Annotated in this window: 25 protein-coding genes; 16 read left to right on the plus strand and 9 right to left on the minus strand. The window is 40.0% G+C overall.

Translation table 11 applies throughout. The annotated features are described in order from the left end of the window. Window positions 1-148: 148 nt before the first annotated feature. The 3 genes from V7077_RS11540 (at window position 149) to V7077_RS11550 (ending at window position 3475) form a co-directional block, all read left to right on the plus strand. Window positions 149-1378: a carbohydrate ABC transporter permease gene (locus V7077_RS11540; protein ID WP_335501704.1), complete on the plus strand. Its 1230-nt coding sequence runs from the start codon at window positions 149-151 to the stop codon at window positions 1376-1378. A gap of 42 nt (window positions 1379-1420) precedes the next feature. Continuing rightward, complete coding sequence (locus V7077_RS11545; RefSeq protein WP_335501544.1) at window positions 1421-2248, plus strand: carbohydrate ABC transporter permease; 828 nt, start codon at window positions 1421-1423, stop codon at window positions 2246-2248. A gap of 150 nt (window positions 2249-2398) precedes the next feature. After that, the gene (locus V7077_RS11550; RefSeq protein ID WP_335501546.1) at window positions 2399-3475 is read left to right on the plus strand and encodes a Gfo/Idh/MocA family protein; all 1077 of its coding nucleotides are present in this window, start codon (window positions 2399-2401) and stop codon (window positions 3473-3475) included. A gap of 53 nt (window positions 3476-3528) precedes the next feature. On the opposite strand, the gene V7077_RS11555 is transcribed toward V7077_RS11550, so the two are convergent. Continuing rightward, on the minus strand, window positions 3529-4302 hold the full coding sequence (locus tag V7077_RS11555; protein ID WP_335501549.1) for an AraC family transcriptional regulator: 774 nt from the start codon (window positions 4300-4302) through the stop codon (window positions 3529-3531). Window positions 4303-4428: 126 nt separating this feature from the next. On the opposite strand from V7077_RS11555, the gene V7077_RS11560 reads away from it, so the two are divergent. From V7077_RS11560 to V7077_RS11580, 5 genes are all read left to right on the plus strand, one after another. Further along, a complete protein-coding gene (locus V7077_RS11560; protein ID WP_335501551.1) occupies window positions 4429-5199 on the plus strand; it encodes a sugar phosphate isomerase/epimerase family protein in 771 nt (256 codons plus the stop codon). Window positions 5200-5300: 101 nt separating this feature from the next. After that, window positions 5301-6026 carry a ThuA domain-containing protein gene (locus V7077_RS11565; RefSeq protein WP_335501553.1) on the plus strand — a complete coding sequence of 242 codons (726 nt, stop codon included), beginning with the start codon at window positions 5301-5303 and terminating at the stop codon, window positions 6024-6026. A gap of 1 nt (window position 6027) precedes the next feature. Then, on the plus strand, window positions 6028-7053 hold the full coding sequence (locus tag V7077_RS11570) for a Gfo/Idh/MocA family protein (protein ID WP_335501555.1): 1026 nt from the start codon (window positions 6028-6030) through the stop codon (window positions 7051-7053). 94 nt (window positions 7054-7147) lie between these two features. Continuing rightward, window positions 7148-8116 carry a sugar phosphate isomerase/epimerase family protein gene (locus V7077_RS11575; protein ID WP_335501558.1) on the plus strand — a complete coding sequence of 323 codons (969 nt, stop codon included), beginning with the start codon at window positions 7148-7150 and terminating at the stop codon, window positions 8114-8116. A gap of 36 nt (window positions 8117-8152) precedes the next feature. Next, the gene (locus V7077_RS11580; protein WP_335501560.1) at window positions 8153-9823 is read left to right on the plus strand and encodes a glycoside hydrolase family 13 protein; all 1671 of its coding nucleotides are present in this window, start codon (window positions 8153-8155) and stop codon (window positions 9821-9823) included. A gap of 69 nt (window positions 9824-9892) precedes the next feature. On the opposite strand, the gene V7077_RS11585 is transcribed toward V7077_RS11580, so the two are convergent. From V7077_RS11585 to V7077_RS11595, 3 genes are all read right to left on the minus strand, one after another. After that, complete coding sequence (locus V7077_RS11585; protein WP_335501562.1) at window positions 9893-10411, minus strand: DoxX family protein; 519 nt, start codon at window positions 10409-10411, stop codon at window positions 9893-9895. A gap of 192 nt (window positions 10412-10603) precedes the next feature. Then, window positions 10604-11965 (minus strand): MATE family efflux transporter, encoded by a 1362-nt coding sequence (locus V7077_RS11590; RefSeq protein WP_335501564.1) that lies wholly within the window; start codon window positions 11963-11965, stop codon window positions 10604-10606. Window positions 11966-12159: 194 nt separating this feature from the next. Next, entirely contained in the window at window positions 12160-12549 is a 390-nt protein-coding gene (locus V7077_RS11595) for a hypothetical protein (RefSeq protein ID WP_335501567.1), read from the minus strand. A 170-nt stretch (window positions 12550-12719) separates the two neighbouring features. Here V7077_RS11595 and V7077_RS11600 point away from each other — a divergent pair, with 170 nt between their 5' ends. Next, window positions 12720-13082 (plus strand): YnfA family protein, encoded by a 363-nt coding sequence (locus V7077_RS11600; RefSeq protein WP_335501569.1) that lies wholly within the window; start codon window positions 12720-12722, stop codon window positions 13080-13082. Between the two features lie 83 nt (window positions 13083-13165). Continuing rightward, entirely contained in the window at window positions 13166-14137 is a 972-nt protein-coding gene (locus V7077_RS11605; RefSeq protein WP_335501571.1) for a bile acid:sodium symporter family protein, read from the plus strand. Window positions 14138-14172: 35 nt separating this feature from the next. On the opposite strand, the gene ade is transcribed toward V7077_RS11605, so the two are convergent. Both ade and V7077_RS11615 read right to left on the minus strand, forming a co-directional pair. After that, window positions 14173-15915, minus strand: coding sequence for an adenine deaminase (ade, locus tag V7077_RS11610; protein ID WP_420489639.1), 1743 nt, complete (start codon window positions 15913-15915; stop codon window positions 14173-14175). A gap of 18 nt (window positions 15916-15933) precedes the next feature. Further along, window positions 15934-16404: a nucleoside deaminase gene (locus V7077_RS11615; protein ID WP_335501575.1), complete on the minus strand. Its 471-nt coding sequence runs from the start codon at window positions 16402-16404 to the stop codon at window positions 15934-15936. Window positions 16405-16798: 394 nt separating this feature from the next. On the opposite strand from V7077_RS11615, the gene V7077_RS11620 reads away from it, so the two are divergent. The 4 genes from V7077_RS11620 (at window position 16799) to V7077_RS11635 (ending at window position 19016) form a co-directional block, all read left to right on the plus strand. Next, window positions 16799-17254, plus strand: coding sequence for an SRPBCC family protein (locus V7077_RS11620; RefSeq protein ID WP_335501577.1), 456 nt, complete (start codon window positions 16799-16801; stop codon window positions 17252-17254). A 72-nt stretch (window positions 17255-17326) separates the two neighbouring features. Continuing rightward, the gene (locus V7077_RS11625; RefSeq protein ID WP_335501579.1) at window positions 17327-18262 is read left to right on the plus strand and encodes a dipeptidase; all 936 of its coding nucleotides are present in this window, start codon (window positions 17327-17329) and stop codon (window positions 18260-18262) included. Between the two features lie 24 nt (window positions 18263-18286). Next, on the plus strand, window positions 18287-18517 hold the full coding sequence (locus V7077_RS11630) for an excisionase family DNA-binding protein (RefSeq protein WP_215041323.1): 231 nt from the start codon (window positions 18287-18289) through the stop codon (window positions 18515-18517). A gap of 121 nt (window positions 18518-18638) precedes the next feature. Beyond that, window positions 18639-19016 (plus strand): DUF488 domain-containing protein, encoded by a 378-nt coding sequence (locus V7077_RS11635; protein WP_335501583.1) that lies wholly within the window; start codon window positions 18639-18641, stop codon window positions 19014-19016. A 151-nt stretch (window positions 19017-19167) separates the two neighbouring features. On the opposite strand, the gene V7077_RS11640 is transcribed toward V7077_RS11635, so the two are convergent. Then, window positions 19168-19989: a YitT family protein gene (locus V7077_RS11640; RefSeq protein ID WP_335501585.1), complete on the minus strand. Its 822-nt coding sequence runs from the start codon at window positions 19987-19989 to the stop codon at window positions 19168-19170. Window positions 19990-20206: 217 nt separating this feature from the next. Next, window positions 20207-20854, minus strand: coding sequence for a PAQR family membrane homeostasis protein TrhA (gene trhA / locus V7077_RS11645; RefSeq protein ID WP_335501587.1), 648 nt, complete (start codon window positions 20852-20854; stop codon window positions 20207-20209). Between the two features lie 131 nt (window positions 20855-20985). On the opposite strand from trhA, the gene V7077_RS11650 reads away from it, so the two are divergent. Next, window positions 20986-21576, plus strand: a complete 591-nt coding sequence (locus V7077_RS11650) for a DUF1836 domain-containing protein (RefSeq protein WP_335501589.1) — start codon at window positions 20986-20988, stop codon at window positions 21574-21576. 39 nt (window positions 21577-21615) lie between these two features. Here the strand turns inward: V7077_RS11650 and V7077_RS11655 are convergent, their stop codons facing one another. Then, entirely contained in the window at window positions 21616-23160 is a 1545-nt protein-coding gene (locus tag V7077_RS11655; protein ID WP_335501590.1) for a glycosyl hydrolase family 28-related protein, read from the minus strand. 193 nt (window positions 23161-23353) lie between these two features. On the opposite strand from V7077_RS11655, the gene V7077_RS11660 reads away from it, so the two are divergent. After that, a complete protein-coding gene (locus V7077_RS11660) occupies window positions 23354-24232 on the plus strand; it encodes a hypothetical protein (RefSeq protein ID WP_335501592.1) in 879 nt (292 codons plus the stop codon). The last annotated feature ends 141 nt before the right edge of the window (window positions 24233-24373 follow it).

Consider the following 24373-nt stretch of genomic DNA (forward strand, 5'->3'; position numbering starts at 1 on the left):
AGGAGGGGTTAACATGAAAAATAATGACCTTAATATAAAAACAGATGAATATCAAACATCAGTTACAAATACTTCTATTACCCCGAAAAAGAAAAGAAAGAAAATTTTTACAGAGAAAACAGCAGGGTATTATCTTGTCGCACCTGCTATGATATTAATTTTCCTCATTGCGATATGGCCTGTTCTGCAATCCTTTTATTTCAGTTTGTTTGATTTAAAGTTAAACAACCCCACTAAATCGGAAGTCCACTTAAGTTATAATCTCGACCTAGAACGATATCTGAATAACTATCCGTTTTTAATTGGTACGATTGACAATGAAATCAAGAGTGGGAACGGAGTTGAAGAGCTTCAAGCTATAAAAAATCAACTGCAATCATTGGATAAAAGGATTCAAAGCAAATCTGAAATTAGCTCAAAATATACCACTGTAAATGAAAAGTTAATGAATTTTGAACAGGTTAACTCTGATATTAGCGTTGCAAAGATTGATCGAACAATGGCAAATGAATATGAAAAAACCTCGTTAAACATGAACAAAAGAATCAGGGCGTTATCACTTAAAGTAAAGTTTACGCAGGAGAAGAAACTTCTAGGTTTAGCCTCAGGATATGGCGATGCTCTCATTCAACCTAATTTTATCGGTTTGCAGCATTACAAAGATAATTTAAGCTCAAGCAGGATGTGGAAAGCGATTGGAAATACTACTACATTTACCATCTTTTCTGTTCTTGCGGAACTAGTTTTAGGACTGGCTATTGCCCTATTAATCAATAAGGCGTTCATTGGAAGAGGGCTGATTAGGGCAAGTATTCTGATCCCTTGGGCTATACCGACCGCTGTTTCTGCCCTTATGTGGAAGTTTTTATATGATGGGCAAAATGGGATTATCGCCAAACTGTTTGCTGATTTCGGCTTGGTTGATAAGATGGAAAAACTTCTGGTAACAGATACAGGTGCTATGTTTTCGGTTATCTTTTCTGATGTTTGGAAGACCACTCCATATATGTCATTACTGTTATTGGCAGGACTTCAAACCCTACCAGATTCATTATACGAAGCAGCTTCCATTGATGGAGCAGGAAAGTGGAAGCAATTCACAAAAATTACTTTACCACTGTTAAAGTCAAGTATACTTGTTGCACTTCTTTTTAGAACGCTTGATGCATTCCGTGTTTTTGACTTAATTTACGTTCTAACCGGTGGAGGGCCTGCCAATTCTACCGAAACTATTTCTATCCTCGCTTATAAAGTGATGTTTTCTCAAACGAATTTTGGTGATGGATCTGCCCTCTCTGTCATTGTATTTATTTGTGTAGCCATCATTTCAATGATTTATATCAAATTTCTGGGTAGAGACCTGCTAAATGACAGATAAGGGAGTTTGACAGAACACCATTTTTGAGGGAGGAATTTTAACATGCAGAAAAAAGCAAGTCCATTCTTTTATGTGTTTCTGATCGTCTTTGTCTTTGTTGTCATGTTTCCGTTTCTATGGATGCTGATTAGTTCAATAAAACCAGCAACTGAACTTTTTGGAGATAAGGCTTTTACTCCTTATACTTCACATCCGACAATGGAGAATTATAAATCTGTCTTCTTTGAACATCCGTTTTTAAAATATTTATGGAACAGTACAGTGGTATCAACGGTTACAACTGTGTATGCCGTGACGGTTGCTTCGTTTGCTGCCTATGCAATTGCGAGACTTCAATTTAGAGGAAAAACATTTATTCTTGGGATAGTCCTATCTGTTTCGATGTTTCCACAAATTGCAACCATTACACCGATTTATATCTTTTTGAAAAACCTGGGATTAACGAACTCCTATTTAGGATTGATTATTCCTTATTCAACCTTTACGCTGCCGCTGTCTATTTGGATTTTAGTCACTTTCTTTCGTAAGATACCGCTGGATCTTGAAGAAGCAGCAAAAATTGACGGAGCGACTTTAATGCAAACTTATTGGAAGGTCATCATGCCGCTAGCGTTGCCCGGAATATTTACAACTGCGATCCTTGTTTTCATTGCCGCCTGGAATGAGTTCTTTTTTGCCCTTACTATAAATACGGATGATAAGTATAAGACTGTACCGATTGGAATTGCCATGTTTCAAGGGCAATTTACCATTCCATGGGGTGAAATTGCAGCTGCTACAGTTGTAGTAAGTGTACCGTTAGTCATTATGGTTCTAATTTTCCAGAGGAGAATCGTATCCGGTTTAACCTCGGGTTCAGTGAAAGAATAATAGCAAAATAGTTCATCTTTTAACTATATAATCTATGTTTTAATTCGCATGGTCATAATATGATGGAGTCAAATAAGAAATGTTTTTATAAGTTAATGAAAATATCAAAAATGCCTGTAGGAGAAAAGGTGTAAAAAAGGAGACAATAAGATGACGAATAAAAACTATCATTTAGTTATTGTTGGTTATGGTGGCATGGGAAGCTATCATGCGAAGCTATTAAAAGAAAACCAAAACATTGAGGTCGTTGGAACCTATGACATATCTGAGGATAGAAGAACAGCTTCTTTGGCAGACGGCTACAAGGTCTATGAAAGTTTATCTGCTGTTTTGTCTGACGAACTTGTTGATTTTGTTCTAATTGCTACCCCTAATGATGTACATAAAGAAATTGCAATCGCCGCTTTGAACGCAGGTAAGGATGTCATTTGTGAAAAGCCGGTTACTATTTACAGTGAAGAGTTGCTTGAGATTATGGAGGCGGCAAAAATTAATGACCGTGCCTTTATTGTCCACCAGAACCGCAGGTGGGATGAAGACTTCCTAACAATGAAAAAGATTTATGACGAACAGATCATTGGGGATGTTTTTCATATCGAATCACGTGTTCAAGGAGCAAATGGGATTCCTGGTGACTGGCGTCATTTAAAAGAATATGGCGGCGGGATGCTTCTTGACTGGGGTGTCCATTTATTAGATCAGCTCTTATTTATGGTTGATAGCAAGATTACCAGTGTTTTTGCTAATTTAAGTTACATTTTGGGGGACGAAGTAGATGATGGATTTCAAGTGTTTATTACATTTGAAAACGGTATCACTTCATTGATAGAGGTTGGAACAACCAATTTCATTCAACTGCCGCGTTGGTATACAAAAGGAACCAAAGGTACAGCAGTCATTAATGATTGGGATATTAATGGTAAAATTGTCACTCAGAATCTAGGCGAAGTAGAAGCTCCTAAACCGATTAAAGCTGGACAGGGCTTAACGAAGACAATGGCGCCTCCTTCTGAAAAAGCTGTGAGTACATCTGATTTACCTAAAGTAGAAAAAACAATGGAAAGTTTTTATGAAAATGTAGTTTCAGTAGTGGCAGGAAATGCAGAACCAATTGTGAAAAACGAGGAAGTTTTACGTGTCCTGCGATTAATGGAAACGATTTTTAAATCAGCGGAAACTAACCAAGTCATTAAGGACTTTGATCTTGTACCTTCAAAATTAAGTTAGTTAAGAAGAAATGGAAAGGGATAGAACTGGTGTATTCTACCCCTTTTCATATATTATTCAAGCCGGCGGTACATACCAGGAGCAATTCCATACTTCTTTTTAAACACTCGATGAAAATAGGGATAGGTGCCAAAACCACAGTCTTCAGCTATTTGTTCGAGTGTTAGTGTAGTGTACTTCATCCGTTCAAGGGCAGCGGACAAGCGGATTTCCTGTGTGTATTCCATAATTGTTTTTCCCACACTGCTTTTAAATAGATGAACCGACCGGGAGACACTCAATCCTGAATGGCGTGCTACATCTTCGACTTTAAACTGGATTGTCGCATGCTCCTCGATGTACCTCATCATCCGTGTTACTGGATAGGGATAATGGTAGGAAGGGACTGTTTCACTAACAGCACGTTCAAGTGTTAAACAAAGTGCCCGGACTAGATAGTCGGCAAGTTCCTCATTCTGATTGGAACCAGGACGCCTTTTTTCAATTAAAATCTGGCGCCAAAGGAACAGCAGTTTGTCATCCAATTCAATACGGGAAATGGGAGGCTTAGCTGAACGGTTCCACCATTCGTCGAGCCATTTACCCTCACATCCGATGTGATAGTCCCCGCTAATTTGCCCTTCATTAACTAAGAGTTCATAATGGTCGCCTGGTTTAATAAGGAGAAGATCACCCTTCTCAAGTTCCAGTTTGGTTCCTTTTACGACTACCTCGCATAACCCTTCTGTTTGCAGACGGAAAAGGTAGGATGGGTATCCCGCTTTATGTTGGGAGTGATATCCCTTTGTATGATAGGAGTAGCCGCAAAAAAGTATGTTTATGGTCATAATTTTCCTCTTCAAAAAAGATTGCAGAATAGTAGATGTTTTAATTATATCATCTATGTTTATCAGTAGAAATAAGATATAAGATGTAATCAAATAAGCTCGTTTTTTAGAAATGGAGGACTAAGGATGAGAAAAATTCCAGTAGCGGTACAAATGTTCACATTAAGGGAAGAAAGTGCAAAAGATTTTGCAGGTACTCTAAAAAAAGTGGCAGAGCTTGGCTTTGATGGTGTTGAGCTTGCTGGCTACCATGGGTTAAGTCCGATGGAAATAAAAGAATTATTAGATCAGCTTGGACTTAAAACAGCTGCCTGCCATGTGCCGCTTGACCAATTGGAAAACAATTTGGCACAGGTAATTGAAGACCAAAAGATTTTAGGAAGTAAGTATATTGTGTGTCCATATCTAATGCCAGATCGACGCAGTGAAAGTGACTACATAGCCCTTATTTCGTTTTTAGAACATGCGGGTGAGATTTGTCGTCAGGAAGGGATTTCCCTTTGTTACCATAATCATGACTTTGAACTTGAGCGCTTATCTGATGGAAAAATGGCACTTGAAGCGATTTTTGATGGAACAAGCCCTAACTTAGTCAAGGCAGAGCTTGATATTTACTGGCTGACTAAAGCGGGCCAAAAGCCGGCAGAGTGGATTGAACGATATCAAAATCGGACACCGCTCATTCATTTGAAAGACATGACAACAGATGAGGAACAATTCTTTGCAGAACTTGGAACAGGCGGTGTGGACCTCGAAGCTGTCCTTCAGATGGGGGAACAAGTTGATATCCAGTGGTGGGTTGTTGAGCAAGACGCAAGCAGGCGTACACCTTTTGAAAGTATTGAAATGAGTATCAATTATTTAAAAACAAGGCTCCCGCATCTAATAGATAAATAAAATAGTTCAATATTTTTCACCCTGTTTGTCAATGTAAGCAGTTTCAATTATTCTAGCATTCTTTAAAATAAAAGGTGGACAACGAAAAGGAGTGACCAATTATGGTAAAGGTAACGGTATGGAATGAAAACCGTCATGAGCAGACAGATCCAGTCGTAAGGGATATCTATCCTAATGGGATCCATGGTGCCATTTCAGAATTCCTTCAATCGGAAGGATTTGATACAAGAACGGCTACTCTTGATGAACCACAGCATGGTCTGACAGATGAAGTTCTAAGCAACACCGATGTCTTAATTTGGTGGGGGCACGTCGCTCATCATGAAGTAAATGATGAAATTGTGCTAAAGGTTAGAGACCGAGTTCTTCAAGGAATGGGGCTAATTGTTCTTCACTCCGGTCATTTTTCAAAAATCTTTAAGACCTTAATGGGAACAAGCTGTGATTTAAAATGGCGCGAAGCAGGTGAAAAGGAACGCCTTTGGGTCGTAAGCCCAAGCCATCCAATTACAGAAGGGCTCCCTGAATATATCGAGTTAGAGCATGAGGAAATGTACGGTGAGCATTTTGATATTCCGCAGCCAGATGAACTCATTTTCACGAGCTGGTTTGAAGGCGGCGAAGTCTTCCGCAGCGGCTGTACATACAAGCGCGGAAACGGAAAAGTATTTTATTTTAGACCTGGCCACGAAACCTATCCAACTTATCATAACAAGCAGATTCAGCGTGTCATTAGCAATGCAGTAAAATGGGCCGAGCCTGTTAAACGAGAGCGCCCGGTTTATGGAAATTCTAAACCACTTGAAGTAATTATAGGAGGAAACTAATATGACAAAGATAAGAGTAGGCGTAATCGGATGTGGCAGTATTGCCCAGCATCGTCATTTACCAGAGTATCAAGTAAATCCAAATGTAGAGCTTACAGCCGTTTGTGATATTAATCAAGAGCGGGCAATCGAAACAGCTGAAAAATACGGAGTTCTTTTCTTTACAGATTATAAAGAGCTGCTGAAAAGTGGAAAGGTGGATGCAGTAAGTGTATGTACACCAAACTATCTCCATGCGCCGATCACTATTGATGCCTTAGAGGCAGGTCTGCATGTCCTTTGCGAGAAACCAATGGCAACCTCTAAAGAAGAAGCCGAAGCGATGATTGCGGCAGCTGAGAAGAACGGGAAAAAATTAATGATTGGCCATAATCAGCGCTTCGTTCCTTCCCACCAAAAGGCTCGCCAGCTGATTGCCAGCGGAGAAGTCGGCAAAATTTACAGCTTCCGTACAGCGTTTGGTCACGGCGGCCCTGAAGGCTGGAGTGTTGACGGAAAAGAGAGCTGGTTTTTCGAAAAAGAAAAAGCGTTTGTCGGTGCGATGGGTGACTTAGGTGTCCATAAAACGGATTTATTACGCTATGTATTAGGGGAAGAAATGGTTGAAGTAGGTGCCTTTGTGGAAACAAATGCAAAGGATTTTGCTGACGTGGATGATAATGCCGTTTGTGTATTGAAAACAGAAAGCGGCATCATCGGTACTCTTGCCGCCAGCTGGGCTTATACCAGCAAGGAGGATAACTCTACCATTATTTATGGTGAGAAGGCAATCCTTCGCTTAGAAGATGACCCAATAAATTCTCTTGTTGTTCAATATAGCAATGGAGAAGTAGTGAAATATGAACTAGGGAAAATTCAATCCAATGAGGCGGGGGGGCAAAACAATACCCATGTCATCGAGCATTTTGTAAATGCTATTCTGCTAGATGAAGAGCCTGCGGTACCTGGTAAGGAAGGAATGAAATCACTAGAAGTAATTCTAGGAGCACTCAAGTCAAACGAAACGAAACAAATTGTTAAAATATAACTATTAAAAACTAGAGTTGGCAGCAAACATAGCGGTCAGCTCTGTACTATTTATTGTAATCAATATATGTTAAAAAAAGTGAGGAGATTATAATATGAAACTAGGCGTCTTTACTGTATTATTTGCTGAAAAAACATTCGAGGAAATGTTAGATACTGTTCAACAAGCGGGCTTACATGCGGTTGAAATCGGAACCGGATGCTACCCAGGAAACAGCCATTGTGATTTAGATTTGCTACTAGAAGACGAGAACGCAAGAAGTGAATATATTCAAAAAGTGGAGGAGCGCGGATTAACCATCAGTGCGTTTAGCTGCCATGGTAATCCAATTTCCCCAGAAAAAGAATTTGCTCAAAGTTCACATGAAACACTTATAAAAACGATTAAATTGGCATCGTTACTGAATGTACCAGTAGTAAATTGTTTTTCAGGAACAGCAGGAGACCATGAAGGCGCAAAGTATCCGAACTGGCCTGTTACGCCTTGGCCAAATGAATATGGTGACGTTAAAAAATGGCAATGGGAAGAAAAGCTGATTCCCTATTGGAAAGAAGTTGGCCAATATGCAAAAGATAACAATGTCAAAATTGGTCTTGAACTACATGGCGGCTTTTTAGTCCATACTCCATATACGTTGTTAAAATTACGTGAAGAAACCTGTGATGCAATTGGAGCTAACTTAGACCCAAGTCACTTATGGTGGCAAGGAATTGACCCTGTAGCAGCCATTAAGATTTTAGCAAAAGAAAATGCCATCCATCATTTCCATGCAAAGGACACATACATTGATCAAGAAAATGTGAATATGTATGGATTAACAGATATGCAGCCATATGGAGAAGTACGTTCACGGGCGTGGACGTTCCGTTCCGTTGGCTGTGGACATGGTTTAAAAGAATGGTCTGACATGATGAGCGCCCTTCGCACATATGGCTATGATTATGTCGTTAGTATCGAACATGAAGATCCAATCATGTCGATTGAGGAAGGATTCACACGAGCTGTAAGCAATTTGAAATCTGTCTTAATCGAACAGCCTGTTTCACAAATGTGGTGGGTATAACTCCTAAGAAAAACATCTAAGAATTAGAGGTGCCATATGAATAAAAAATGGTGGAAAGAAAGCGTTGCTTATCAAGTTTATCCGAGAAGCTTTATGGATAGCAATGGGGATGGGATTGGCGATTTAAAAGGTGTTACTTCCAAATTAGATTACTTAAAAGAGCTTGGCATCGATGTGATTTGGTTATCGCCCATGTTCAAATCTCCTAATGATGATAATGGCTATGACATTTCCGATTATCAAGATATTATGGACGAGTTTGGAACGATGGCAGATTTTGATGAACTCCTTGAAGGGGTTCATCAGCGCGGGATGAAATTAATTTTAGACTTGGTTATTAATCATACAAGTGACGAGCATCCATGGTTCATTGAGTCTCGCTCTTCCAAGGATAATCCAAAGCGCGATTGGTACATTTGGCGAGATGGAAAAGGCATAAAGCCACCAAATAACTGGGAATCCATTTTTAGCGGGCCGGCATGGAGATATGATAAGGAAACGGAACAATATTTCATGCACATCTTTTCACCGCGCCAGCCGGATTTAAATTGGGAAAACCCCGAGGTCAGAAATGCCTTATATGACATGGTCAATTGGTGGCTCGAAAAGGGAATAGATGGATTCCGGGTCGATGCGATTTCTCACATTAAAAAAGAACCTGGATTCCCCGATATGCCGAACCCTGAGAATCTAGACTTTGTCCCATGCTTTCCAAAAATGATGAACGTGGACGGGATTGATGAGTTCCTAACCGAGTTCTCACAAAAAACGATTAAAAACTACGACATTATGACGGTTGGGGAAGCTAATGGTGTTGGGCTGGACGATGCGGATAAATGGGTCGGTGAAGACAACGGCTACTTTAATATGATCTTCCAATTTGAATTCTTAGGTCTCTGGGATAAAGATGCAGATGACCGTGTGGATGTACGTGCATTGAAGAAGAATCTGACCAAATGGCAGAAAGGGTTGGAGGGCAGAGGATGGAATGCCTTATTCATTGAAAACCATGACCAGCCGCGCCGTGTTTCAAGTTGGGGTAATGACCGCAAGCTTTGGAAAGAAAGCTCCAAAATGCTGGGTGCCTTATACTTCCTAATGAAAGGAACGCCATTTATTTATCAAGGCCAAGAAATAGGGATGACCAATGTCCAGTTCCCATCCATTGAGGATTATAATGATGTGGGAATGCTTAACTATTACAAGGTTGAAACGGCAAATGGCCGCTCCCATGATGAGATTATGGAGATTATTTGGAAACAATGCCGTGACAACGCTCGGACTCCGATGCAATGGGATGCTTCCAATATGGGAGGATTTACTTCCGCAAATCAAACCTGGCTAGGGATTAATCCAAACTATAAAGTGATTAATGTTGAGTCTCAACTAAATGATCCAGATTCTATTTTATCATTCTATAAAAAGTTAATTCGACTGCGGAAAGATCACCCACTGTTTGTATATGGAACCTACGAGTTGTTAGTACCAAACCATAAACATTTATTTGTTTACACTCGTCGTCATGGAAGCCGTAAAGCGATTGTGATTAATAATTTTAGTGAAAAAGCAACTAGATTTAAAGTTCCAACAAGTGTCTCCTATACGGTTTCTGAATTGGTATTAAACAATTATGACACAGCGGACAAGACATTAAGAAGAGAATTTACCCTAAAGCCTTATGAAACAAGAGTATATCTGTTGAAGTAGGAATGTGGCTTTTACCATAACAAAAGACGATTCGAAAATCCGAATCGTCTTTTGTATATCTATTTATCTCTACACGGTTGCTTTTGCCTTATCAGGACTTGCATTTTTGTTACTCATCTTTCTAATGAAAGGAACAACCCAGTGGTCTAAACCAATTTTACCAGCGTTATAGCCTGCGGTTAAGATAATGAAACCTATGAAAATGTCTCTAGGATTGTGAGATACAGTTCCTGCTAGGAAGAAAGTAAAGTTCATGACTAGACCAAAGAACATTGCTGCAGTTGTTAAGCAGCCAAGGATTAAACCTAAACCTATTAAAGTTTCCCCAACCGGTACGACTATATTAAAGATATCAACGTTTGGCAATGCAAAGTGTTTTAAGAAATCAACATACCAGCCAAAAACGACTGCGCCGTCCGGACCTTTTACTGGATTTGCAATCGCTCCTTTTATGAAACCAGAAGCATCGAATCCCCCACTTGTTAATTTTCCTATACCGGCTGTAACCCAAGAGTAACCAAGATATAAACGTAAAACAGTTAAGATCACTGTTGCAATTTTATTCTCTCTTAAAAATTTGTTAAACATAAATGATTCCGCCCTTCTTTTTTTTGTTTGTTTGTTCTTTATGGTTCTACTATATTCCTTTTTCACTTAAATAACATGGCAATAGGGATAAGTTCAAAGTTTGTTCGAAATGTTATGGCAAACTATTGAACGCACAATCTATTAAATAAAAAAAGTGGCAGCCAGTTCTTTAAACTGATTACCACTTTTTGTTTATACCGAAAGTTCTGCTTTTGCTGCCCTGCGTCGCTCCCATGGTTTCATAAACCAGCGTTTTAATGCGAAACAACCGCGCAGCCACTCATCTGCACCCTGGGCAAGCCAAACACCTAATAATCCAAGTCCATAGTGGACTCCAAGCAGATAGCTGAGGGAAACGGCTATTCCCCACATCGACAGTACCCCAATCACCACTGGAAAACGAACATCACCCGCCGATTTAAGTGAATTCATTAAAACAATATTCATCGCCCTGCCTGGTTCCACAAAGACAATGGCCCATAAGACAGGCAGGCCAACAGCGATAATTTCAGGGTTTTTTGTAAACGTTTCTAGTAAAGGCGACCCAATTAAAGCAATTATTAGCGATGTTATCGTGGAGGCAGCCATGGCAATTTTCAAGGTCTTAATACCTCGCTTTAAGGCCCGGTCGTACTGCTGGCCGCCAATGTACCGGGCCACTAACAACTGTGTCCCTTGGGCAATTGCCACAGTAAATAGAAAACAAATATAGTTTATATTTAAGACATAGACACGTGCCGCAAGGGAAGCGGTACCCATGGATACAACAAAGCTGGTAATAATCAACTGCGAGAATTGATAAGAAAGATTCTCACCAGCTGAGGGAATTCCAATACCAAGAAGACCCTTAATATCTTCTTTCTTAGCAGACATAACATCTTTTAATTCCAGTTTTAAAGCCAGCCTGTTATAAACAAAGTAAAGTAAAGCACAAACGGCAAAGGCACGTGCCACCACAATCGCCCAGGCCACACCTGTGACACCCGTAATCGGTAAACCGAAAATACCTGTTATAGCAAGGATATTTCCGCCTATACTGATAAAATCCATCATCATCGTTACAAACATTGATTCTTTTGTATACCCATGGCTTCGTAAGATAGCACTTAATGCAAGAGAAATAGATTCAAAGAAAAGCGAGATTCCGCATATACGAAGGAAGGTCAGTCCGTAGTCATATACTTTTCCATGGATATCAAATAGTTGTAAAAGCTGTTCGCCGAAGAAGAAAACGATAAATGCTACAAAAAGTCCAAACCAAACGTTTAGTCCAAAGACTGTGCGTCCTAACTGTCGAGCTTCTTTCAAACGATTGGCACCGAGTTTTTGGCTAATTAAAACTGTTCCTCCAATCGAGGTCACATTAAAGACGAGTATAAATATATTTAATAGCTGATTGGCAACACCTACACCGGCAGCTGCTGAATCCGAGAAATGCCCCAACATGAAGGTCGCGATAATACCGATTCCCATATGCAGGGAAAGTTCAATAAAAAGCGGCCAAGAAATACTGAAAAGGGATTGTTCTTGATATTTATAAGATTTTTCCTCCAAATTTTATACTCCTTTGCTCAAGTAACTTATTCAAACATAACTTCCATTGTACACCCTACTGACTGATAAAAATAGTGGAAATCTCACATGGTCTCTCTTACCATATTCGATATAGGCTTGTATAAGACATAAAAAAAAATAGGCTGACTCCTTAATCAAAGAGTCAGCTAGGTCTTGAAAAAATGGAGAAGGGATTATCTCCCCCATTTCATCGCAATGGTTAAGGTGCAGCAGTTGACTGATTGCAGCTGGTCAGGATGGGTTGCAAGGGTAAAATTTACGCCAGTAGGTGTGAACTTAGACTGAACAGGCACTCTTAAACCAATTGATTTTATCAATTGATCAACTTCAGCGTGTTTTCCTTGCTGGGCAGCACTCATAACCTTGCGGGCAAATTGTGCATCACCAAGTCGGTCTAATAGAATACTTCCTTGCGCCATTAACTGACGAAAGGTTTTAACGGACATTTCAAATATATTGATATCAACAGGTGGATACATACGGGGGAACGGAGCGTTTAGTGAATAGGTCGAATAAACCTGAATGGGAGGAATAGCCGGATAATAAAAAGGATTGTAGTACATGCTTTCTCTCCTTCCATAATAAAAACACAAGGCAATATACGGTATGACATAAGGGGGACTTTTGTTCCGAGGAAAAAGGCGACAGTGAGGATAGATATGAAGGATATCTAAGACTTTACGTGTATATTTAAATCCTCTTAATTTTAATAAAATGGAGAATTGAGCTAAAATTGAAGGATGAGGATATAGAGAGGTGCGTGATTTCTGTTAATCAGGCCATTATTTTATTTATTCTAGCTGGAATTGCTGAGATTGGCGGAGGGTACTTGATTTGGCAGTGGCTGCGTGAGGACAAGCCATGGTGGTTTGGAATTTTAGGCGCAATTGTCTTAGTCGTATACGGCGTAATCCCCACGTTTCAAAAATTCCCTTCGTTTGGAAGGGTGTATGCCGCATATGGGGGAGTCTTTATTCTTCTAGCTATACTCTGGGGATGGGGTATCGATAAAAAGACCCCTGATGTGTATGATTGGATTGGTGCGTTGATGTGTTTGATTGGGGTTACGGTAATCCTTTGGGCACCAAGACATTAAGAAATTTTCTTTTTTCGATTTACGAAGGTTTTTTCATTCCCTCTAAAGAAATTATGGTATCCTTTGGTAGGGAGGAGATTTACATGCTGCAGAGTTTAAATAAACGACTTGTCAAAATTATGCCGTTGATCACTCCGGTTAGTGTGATTTTAGGTGTCCTTTTAAGCACTCATATAAAAGAGTTTTCTTATTTAATTCCTTGGATTTTTGCCTTTATGACTTTTGAAGGCAGTTTAAGTTCAAATTTCAAATCATTAAAGGATGTCATTACACATCCATTCCCTATATTCCTAGCCTTGATGATTTTACACGTCCTTATGCCGCTTTGGGCCTGGGGGATTGGTCATGCTGCTTTTTCAGGAGATGCCTATACGATCACCGGTCTTGTATTGGGCATGGTCATACCAACGGGTGTCACGAGTTTCATTTGGGTATCGATTTATAAAGGAAATATTCCCTTGGTTTTATCCATTATATTAATTGATACTTTATTATCACCGATTATTGTTCCATTAACATTGACATTATTTATCGGTCAAAAGGTCGATATGGATACAATGAGTATCATGAAAGGTATGCTGGGAATGGTTGTGATTCCGTCATTGATTGGGATGACTTTAAACCAGCTTACAAAAGGGAAAGTGAAAGAACAAATAGGGCCAAGTCTCGCCCCTTTTTCAAAACTTTGTTTAGGCATTGTTGTGATGCTGAATGGGGCTGTTGTGGCCCCATATTTGAAAAATTTTAGCCTTAAGCTGGTTAGTATTATAGTAGTTGTCTTTTTTATTGCTTTAACGGGTTACTTGTTTTCCTTCCTTATAGGGCGCTTGATGAAGAGAAGGCAAAGAACTGTTATTACTTTGACGTTTACAGGCGGGATGAGAAATATTAGTGCCGGTGCGGTTTTAGCGGTTTCGTTTTTTCCAGCAGCAGTAGCGGTTCCGGTTGTAGTTGCAATGCTATTCCAGCAAGTGCTGGCTTCGTTAAATGGTCATTTTGTTGAACGGTATTATAGTAAGAAAGCCGTCGATAGTCAGGAATCGATTGCATTATAAATGGTAAAGCCAGTTATGAAGAAACTGGCTTTTTATTATGCATCTATTCCAATATGCTTAAATTTTGAAACTTGGAATAACCCTTGATCCGTCAGCTTTAACTCCGGAATCACCGGCAGTGATAAAAAGGAAAGCGTTAAGAAGGGGTTAAAGTGTTCGTTCGCTCCTAATGTACGAAGAGCCAGATTTATTTCATTTAATTTACTGTACACTTCCTGATAAGGGCGATCAGACATCAACCCTGCAATAGAAAGCTTTAATGAAGCAATTACTTTCTCTTGATTAACAACAACCATCCCGCCTTGCATATCTTTGACCGCGTTTGCTGCCACAACCATATCCTTATTATTGGTGCCTGCGAGGATGATGTTATGAGAATCGTGGGCGATAGTGGTGGCGATGGCTCCTGACTTTAGACCCAGGCCTTTCACAATCCCTAAGCCAATGTTTCCTGTCAGCTGATGTCGTTCAATGACTGCCAGCTTTAATTGATCCGTTTTAATGGATGGTTGAAATAATCCAAGTCCACAGGTATCCACCTGTTCTATTTGTTGAATCGTGACTAGGCTGTTAGGGATAATTTCAATGATATTCGCCTTATTGTTCTTTATAAGGAACTGAAAACTATCCTCTTCAAGTTCGTGAAAGCGAACCGATTCTCTTATGGATGCAGGGATGGAGGGGATTGGATTTTCTTGTTCATTGGCCAGCAAGCCATCCATAACAACCGCCAGTCCATCTTTATATACATCCGTTATTTGGATGGTTTCGAGGTTATCAAAAAGGATGAAATCCGCTTTGTAACCGGGGGCAATAGCTCCTTTATCTTCAAGACCAAAACATTCGGCCGCATTAATGGAAGCCATTTGAATAGCAGTTAATGGGGAAAGCCCAGAGGCAATCGCCAGACGAACATTATGGTCAATACTTCCTTCCTGAACAAGGTCGTCTAGGTGCTTATCATCAGTTACAAACAGACAGCGTCTGGCATTATGTTCGTTCACAACAGAAATTAACTGATGTAAGTCTTTGGCAACGGTCCCTTGACGAATCATCAAGTACATTCCTCTACGAAGACGTTCTCTTGCTTCATTAGCAGTTGTACTTTCATGATCCGTTCGAATGCCCGCGGACATATATACGTTTAAATCATTAGCTTTTAGTCCGGCCGCATGACCATCGATTTTTTTTCCTAAGTTCTTGGCATCCGATATTTTTTGAATCATATCTGGGTCTTTGTTTACGACAGCTGGGTAATTCATTACTTCAGCTAACCCTAGGACACGCGGATGCTGATAAAAAGGCTTTAAATCCTCAGCCATAAGAATGGCACCGGAATGTTCGAAGGCTGTTGCCGGTACGCAGGAGGGGAGCGTAAAGTAAAAGTCAAAAGGGAGGTCCTCCGTAGAATCCAACATATATTGAAGACCTGCCGCTCCTGCAACGTTTGCAATTTCATGGGGATCCGCAATGACGGTTGTTACCCCATGGAGGAGAAGGACTTTGGCGAATTCCCCGGCTGTTACTGTAGAGGATTCAATATGGACATGGCCATCTATGAAAGCTGGAGAAACATAACTGCCACTTGCATCAATGATATTTTTTCCGCTATATTCTCCTATTCCTGCAAAATATCCATCTACAATGGCAATGTCAGCTTCGATTATTTCACCGTTAAAGACATCGATTAATTTTCCATTCTTAATGACAGTATCTGCAAGCTCGTTTCCAGATGCCACAGAGATTCTTCTTTCTAATTGATTTCTCTCCATCTTCAACATCCTCTTTTTAGTAGATTAATATTCAACCTTAGTATGAGATCTCTCCCAGGTTCTAAACGGCAAGTCACCATTAACAGGAAAAATTTGTTTCATTGGGATTTTTCGTGCCTCGCAAGGTAATGCGAGTTGTTCATAGATAAATTGGTCATCAAAGCCAATTTTTGCTGCATCTTCTTTGGTGCAGGCATAATAAACAGCCCTTGGACGCGCCCAATAGATGGCGCCAATGCACATTGGGCAGGGTTCGCAGCTTGTATAGATATAACAGTCCTCAAGTTGAAAGCTTTTAAGGAACTGGCAGGCTTCGCGAATAGCTTGAACTTCGGCATGGGCTGTTGGATCATTTGAGGCAGTAACTTCATTCCGGCCCCTGCCGATAATTTTCCCTTGTTTGACAACAATCGCTCCAAATGGTCCCCCGTGACCGGTCATCACATTGGTCAGAGCCTCATTGATGGCTTCTTCTATAAATTTGTCAGCTGACATCACAATCTCTCCAATCTACTCTATATTAAACGTTTGTCATTATCGGTTTATACCTGCCTTGTGTTAAAGGGGAAAACAAAATTTTCCCATTTAAACTTGTGATTTATTATTCTATAACTTCCGTATATTTTCTCCTTTGTTGGAAGGATATCTGACAGCCTTTTTAAAAGTGAATCTCGTTCGGCAAACTTCTAAATCATGTAATCCTAAGGAAATAATCGTTCCAGTCTTTTTTTGTTTTTAAATTTATTATGGGAATCTAAAAATAATCTTTCATAAAACCATCTGACCGAAAATATTGAAAACAAATCCAGTATTTCTAAGAAGATGGCTTGGACCATCTCCGATTTTTTCAATATAATAAAGATAACTATTTCCGGTTTTGGAGGATCATATGACTAAATTATTTGTGGACAAGACGATTGAAATGAATGCTTCTGCTTCAACTGTTTGGGATGTCTTAACTAGAAGTGAATTAAATCGCCACTGGGCGGTCGAGTTTTCGAGCGGCGGGCCGGAGTTTCACCTGGAATCAACTTGGGAGTTAGCAAGTCCGGTTTATTGGAAAGGTCAGGATGGGACCGTGATTGTCGAAGGGAATGTAACCGCTGTTGAGCAGGATAAGCTTCTTCGTTTTACTGTTTTTGATGTTCGAATGGCAGAAAGACCCGAGCTTACAGAGGAAGATGGGATCACCTTTCAATTAGCTGAAGTGGAAGGAAAGACAATCCTTCATATTTTACAAGGGGATTTTTCTGCGATGACGAATGGCCAGTTCTATCGAGATGCTAGTGCAGAAATCTGGGATAAGGTCCTGCCAAAGATTAAAAGGATAGCGGAAGACTTTTAGCGGCTAAGTATTTTTTATACTTGGCTTTTTTTTATTATGGTACACTTTTTATAAAAAGGAGTTTTGGAAACCATGAATATTATTGATTTGCATTGTGATGCCTTGATGAAACTCCAGGAAGCAAAGGGAGCTTTACGATTTGCCGATGCAAAAGAACTGGATACTAATAAGAATCGGTTACAAGCAGGCCAAGTAAAAGTGCAATGCTTTGCAATATTTATTGAGCCGGACATTAAAGGCGATCAGAAGTTTCAGGTTGCAATTGAGCAAATCGATTATTTTTATAAGGAAGTTCTCGGTCGTAATCCTGATATGGTTCATATTAAAGACTGGTCGGACTTTGACCGTTTGAAGCTTGGGCAGATAGGAGCGATGCTAACGCTTGAGGGTGTTGATGCCATCGGGAATGATTTAGCCAAGCTTCATATCCTCTATCAGCTGGGAGTACGGTCGGTGGGATTGACTTGGAACCAGGCGAATCTTGCTGCCGATGGTGCAGGGGAACCTCGCGGTGGAGGGCTGACCGTGTTTGGCAAGGAGATTGTGGAGTTTAATAATCAGCATCAAATCCTTACGGATGTTTCCCATCTGAGTGACAAAGGAATTTGGGATGTGATTGAATTAGCAAAATATCCGATTGCCAGCCATTCCAATGCCCGGGCAATTTGCAGCCATCCACGGAATTTAACGGATGAACAGGCGAAAGCGATGTTTGCGCGAGGCGGATTGGTCCATGTAGTTTACAATCCTCCGTTTATTAAGGAAAATGGTGAAGCAACCATTTCGGACTTGGTCAGACATATTGATCATTTTTGTGGTTTAGGCGGCGTGAAACAGATTGGCTTTGGCTCTGACTTCGATGGCATCACTACTTTTGTAAGAGATTTGGATGATGCCTCTAAGAGTCAAAATCTGATTAATGAGCTGTTAAAGCATTTTAAAGAGGAAGAGGTACGAGGCTTTGCCTACGAAAACTTTCTTAATCACCGGCCGGGAATGGAGCGGTAATTTAGATTAAAAGGAGATATTACATTGTATCTGACAATAGAAGAAACAGCGGAATATTTAGCGGTACCAGAGGCAACCGTCAAGAGCCTGATTCAAAAAAAGAAAATCCGAGCTTTATTTGACGGCGAACAATACCTTATCTACAAAGAACAATTTGCCACCCATTTAAAACAAGTGGAAAAATACAAACAGCTCGTCGAAGAATACCTGAACGAACCTATCCCAGAAAGCATCGATGTAAAGGACGAAGACTAATAGTGGCTAGATGTTGTGAGTGGTGCCTATGGTGCCTCTGTTGGTGCCTGACACCATTCGTGGACACTGTCCGTGTGGAGAGTACAGCGGGGTGTTTATAGCTTAGTGAGGTGATTAACTTTTGGCTAATATTTTTATTAAAAGGATCTATGAACCGTATGATGAGTTAGATGGATGCAGGATTTTGGTTGACCGGTTGTGGCCGCGGGGGATTTCGAAGGATGCTGCGCGTCTGTCTTATTGGTTTAAAGAGGTCGCTCCTAGTAATGAGCTGCGGAAGTCGTTTTGTCATGTGCCAGAGCTTTTTGAAGAGTTTCGTACAAACTACCTTGAAGAGCTTCGGACGGATGACGAAAAGCGTGGGTTAGTCAGGCAAATACTTGATCTCGCGGAGAAGGAGCGGGTGACTCTTTTATATGGAGCTAAGGAACCTATTTATAATCATGCGCAAGTGTTGATGGAGGAGCTTAGAGGACAAATAGTAGAGACTAATGAGTAAATCTGACTTCATGGAGCGTTCATGCGGACAAAGACAAGAAATAAAAAGAGAAATCAGTCCTCATGGAGCGTTCATGAGGACAAAACCAAGAACTAAAATGATGAAACTGTCTTCAAGAAGCAGAAGGCCAAAATTCAACGGCTCTCTGCTTTTAATTTTTCCGGAATCGTCCCATGACTTCCATCGTTTGCATAATATTTACAAATGCATGTGGATCGACATTTTTTATCGTATGTTTAGTTTCATTAAGCTCAAATTTAGTAATCACCGTCGTTAACATCTTCCGTTGTTTATGAGTGTATGCACCCTCAACATCCGCTACCGTTACGCCTCTAGCATGGAGCTTAAATAATGAATCGGTCATTTCGTGGTACTTATCCGTAATAATTGTGATCGTCAACTTATTTTGATTTGTATAAACCATATCGACAGCACGGCCAGCCACATAGATCGCAATAATTGTATAAAGGGTAATATTCCATCCGAAAATCAGCCCCGAGCTCCCCACGACAAAAAGATTCATAATCGTATTTAAAAAGCCAACCTGTATGTTCTTCTTTTTAGCCAGTGTTAAGCTGATAATATCAGTCCCGCCCGTCGATCCGCCTTGGCGGATAATCAGCCCAACAGAGACCCCATAAAGGGCACCGCCAATAATCGAAGACAAAAGAATATCAGGACTAACCGCCCGAATTGGAATGAATCGCATACTAAGCGATAAAACCAATACAGCATAACCAGTAAACAGGACAAATCTTTTCCCTAAATATTTAATCCCAACGAAAAATAATGGAATATTAATGGCTAAAATAATCAATCCCGTATTGATATGGGTAAAGTGTTGAATCAAGAAGGAGATCCCCGTTACACCACCCGAAGTCAGCTTATGCGGAATGAGGAAGGAATTAAAGGAAAAGCCGAAAAGCATGGCCGATAGTCCGATGACGATGATTTGAAAAAGTAATCGAAACAAAGAAAACACCTCAGTCATATTTAAGCCATTTGTCCACGGTTACTTGACAGTTTTCAAGGTCAAAAATGCAAGTAGGCAAAAACATTAGTAGTAGAAAAAGTTTGCCTAATTTAAGCCTCATTTTAGTTTGAGCCTTCTAAAAAAATTAATGTTATAAATTTGAATAAAAAATTATTTTTCTAAATCAAAAAACGCCTGGGGTCAGAGGCGTCTAAACTTAAATCACATATAAGTATACGGATAAGAAATGGGACAGGGTTCCGAGTAAAATAAAGATATGGAAGATCTCGTGAAAGCCTAAATATTTTGTTTCAAGGAACTTCGGTTTTGCCCCGTAAATAACGCCGCCTATCGTGTAGAAAATTCCTCCGAGAATCAGTAAAAACAGTCCAACTGGGTTTAAACTTCCAGTCAGTGGTGAGAAGACAAACACAATCATCCAGCCCATTGCGATATACAAAGCTGTCGAAATCCAACGCGGACATGCAAACCAGACCATTTTAAAAACAACGCCGCTAAGCGCAACGGCAGAGATAATCGAAAATAAAATAGCGCCTGTCTTTCCGTTCAGACTGATAAAACAAAAAGGCGTATACGTTCCCGCAATCAGAACAAAAATCATTGAATGATCAAGTCTTCGTAAAAAGGCAATCACTTTATCCCGAGCTATCACCATGTGATAAGTTGCTGAAGCAGAATAGAGCAGAATCATACTGACACCAAAAATGATTACGGCAGAAATAGCAAGCGGGGTGGGAGTGGTCATCGACGCTTTTATGACCATTGCCAGTAAGCCGACGAATGATAAAACAGCTCCCGCTAAATGGGTTAACCCATTAATGGGTTCTCGGATATAATTATGCATTTTTTTACCTCCCTAACACAATATGTAGTTTTAATAACTACTTCTAATGATACTAACAAAACGAAATCTAGTCAATCTTTATCTCAATATGTATAATAAGAATATCGATTAAGTTAGCGGGGGCTTTTTATATGGAAAATATCAAACATATCATTGATTCATTAGGTCTTGAGACAAATTTAACGCTGGATGATATTCCAAATATCGATTTATATATGGACCAGGTTATTCAGTTATTCGAAAATAAATTCAATATGTCCAAGCGGAATCAAGAAGATAAGATTATTACTAAAACGATGATCAATAACTACGCAAAGGGAAAATTGATTTTTCCGATCCAAAATAAAAAGTATTCAAAAGAGCATCTAATCCTAATGAGCTTGATTTACCAGCTAAAAGGGGCACTGTCGATTAATGATATTAAAATTACTCTTAGTGGAATGAACAAAAAAATAATAAATGATGAAATGGATTTAGCTTCTTTTTATACGAGTTACTTACATCTAGCCGGCCAAAACGTTACTGACTTTAAGGAAGATATTGAAGAACGGGTAAGGGCTGTAACGGAAGAAATTACTGAGAATAACAAGGAAGATGCAGCTTATTTAGAGCAGGTGCTGATGATTTCGTCGTTAGTCCATATGAGTAATTTATACAGAAAAATAGCTGAAAGACTAGTAGATGAAATGGTTGTTGAAAAAGAAGGGAAGCGTCAAAAGTAAGGCTTGACGCTTTTTTTATCTTTCTAATGCTGCAACTGGTCAATATATCGTGCCTGCTGATTCAATCCTAACGTTTTGTACAGCTTTTCCAACCTCAATTTCTTCCGGAACGCAAGCCTGAATTTTTAGTGAATCAGCCCGATGATCGCCGCCGTAAACCTTTATACATGCTCCACGATTCGTAAAACTCTTAACTGTGATTTTGTTCAGAATTACATTTCGTGCCCGATATTGTACCGCAATAACCGGATTACCTTTAAAGTCGTACTCAGGGTTGCCAACGATGGTAAGTTGATTAATGACCACATTTTTATAAGCGGAAATGACCATTCCACGCGGCGCTGAGTCTTTATATAAATCAGAATATACCGGTGCAATTACTGCGAGATTGGCGGCAATAATATTGTAGGCAGTCCTTGATTCAGCATCATTTAGTTTATGATGGCCAATATGCCGGAAGTTAAAAGCCCGGTTATCATTTATCGATAGGTGTCCAATGATTGTTACGTTTGAGGCCGCTGAGGAATTTTGGTGGGCCTTTATTTCAACCCCGCCAAAGCACCTGGCACTTGAATTATTCACTAATAAAACATTCCTAGAACCATCATCGATTTCAAATCCGTTTGAATTAGAGAATCCTTGTTGATGGGCTCGGCCGCTTGGATCACACATATGAGAGTTAGAGATAAAAATATAATCACTGTGGTGTGTGGTAATGCCATCGTCACCGAAACCATACCCAGTTACATGATCGAGCCAGACATATTTGCTGCCCCTGCGGCCCCGAAATCCGTCACCCGCATAATTGTAAAGGGTTGAAGAAATATCAAAACAATGAAGCCCAGGATTAATTCCTTCCACCTCTTTCACCCATCCGTAGGTAACATTGGCGTAGGTTAAACAGCTTGAATGGTTGCCCCATGTACTTGTTTTTGGAATATTACCGAGCCTTTCGACATTCCAATCCAAACTTAAGCCTTGGACGAGCAGGTGATGATTGCCTTTCCAGTGGTTAGCGTTTGTGAGTAATCTTGTACCCCTTGGGGCTTTATCATGTAATTTTATCGTGGTCATACCGGGGCCTGAGCCAACAAGCCATGTCCAAGACGGTAGTTTGATTCCCTTCGTGACATAAATCCCGGGAGGAACGATTACTTTTACGCGACCGTTGCCGAGTGCTTTTTTAAAAGCAGTGGTGCAATCCGTTTTTCCATCCCCAACCGCACCACAATCTACCACGTTTATTTCCTTTGTGATAGTGGATAGTAATCGCTTGTACTCTGCATCAAGCTTGTCTTTCCAATCTGGAACGACATTTCCATCATCCTGGTCCAGTAAAACGCGGGTGGGTTCTAGTATCTGAGACCGCTCTGCTGTAAGACGAAAAACCCCGCCTTCCACTTTTTTAGAATTAGAAGGGGGTGTACTTGCTTTGGGTTGGGAGTCACTTGAAAGGTTTAGTGATTGCTGAAAAAGGGTTTCGGTTTCTTGGATCAGCTCTTTTATAGGTAGTTTGTTTCCTGTGATCTGGTCAATCAGCATCTTATTCTGACGCGGATCATGTGTTTTATCAAAATTCAGCATATTTTTCACTCCGTAAAAGCTTATGAAACTAGTATACCCTGTTCAGCCTTTGTCAAAAAGCATGGGTCATTCAAACGTGGTTTAATTTCTGAATCTTTTGTGAACCGAGATAATGTATGTAGGTTATTGGAACTAATTAGTTTACGATAAAGAGGGGATTGAAAAACACTTTTCATAAGGAGGAGTAAAGAACATGAAAAATCAAAAGTCGATTAGCTTTTTGACTGTACTAATTTCGATCTTTTCTTTTGCTGCGACGGCATATGCATTTGTTTCAAATCAAGGTAAGGGTCCATACGTATATAAATCAATATTTAGTGAAAATGTGGACATTTATGGAAGAGGACTCTATCAGCATGATTCCGTTTCAATGGCAACACAAGCACTTGCACAAGATTATGTGACCTTATTTTTAGGAATACCATTGCTCATTATTTCACTTGTTCTAACCGCAAAAGGATTGGTAAAGGGGAAGCTGCTTCTTACAGGAACGCTTGGCTACTTCTTATACACCTACGCCTCATATTCGTTCCTTTCGATGTACAACTCCATGTTCCTAGTTTATGTCATTATCATGTCAGCTAGTTTCTTTGCGTTTATACTTATGATGATGACCTTTGATATTCCTAAGTTACCATATTTATTTAACGAGACACTTCCTGTTACATTCATCAGCAGCTTCTTACTCGTTGTTTCATCTGTGTTTGGCTTGATGTGGCTCGGTAAAGTAGTGTCCGGGGTGATGTACGGTACTCAACCTGACGGCTTGGAACATTACACAACCCTTATTATACAGGCACTAGATCTAGGCTTTGTTATTCCAGTTGGATTCTTAGCTGCCATATTACTCATCAAACGAAGACCATTTGGCTATCTCCTTGCAGCAGTAATCACCTTTAAAGATGTGACCCTTTTAACCGCCATTTCGGCCATGGTCATTCTGCAATACCTAACAGGGATAAATATCAGTCCTGTCATGATCGTAATCGTCCTTCTCATCAACATCGTATTCCTCTATACCATGGTTCTCATCTTGAAAAACGTAAAAGAGGTGTCAGGCACCAATAAGTGAATTGTGATAGTTAAAATAATGATAAGCCAAGTTGTCGCTTATGTAACTTGGCCTAGACTGTTTTTTGTGTGGTGTAAGGTCTGTGGGAGTTCGATTCGTTTTGGTTTATTTACGATAAAGATATAGGATAACGCACCGATG

It is taken from the genome of Neobacillus vireti, from assembly GCF_036962465.1.
Taxonomy (GTDB): Bacteria; Bacillota; Bacilli; order Bacillales; family Cytobacillaceae; genus Neobacillus; species Neobacillus vireti_B.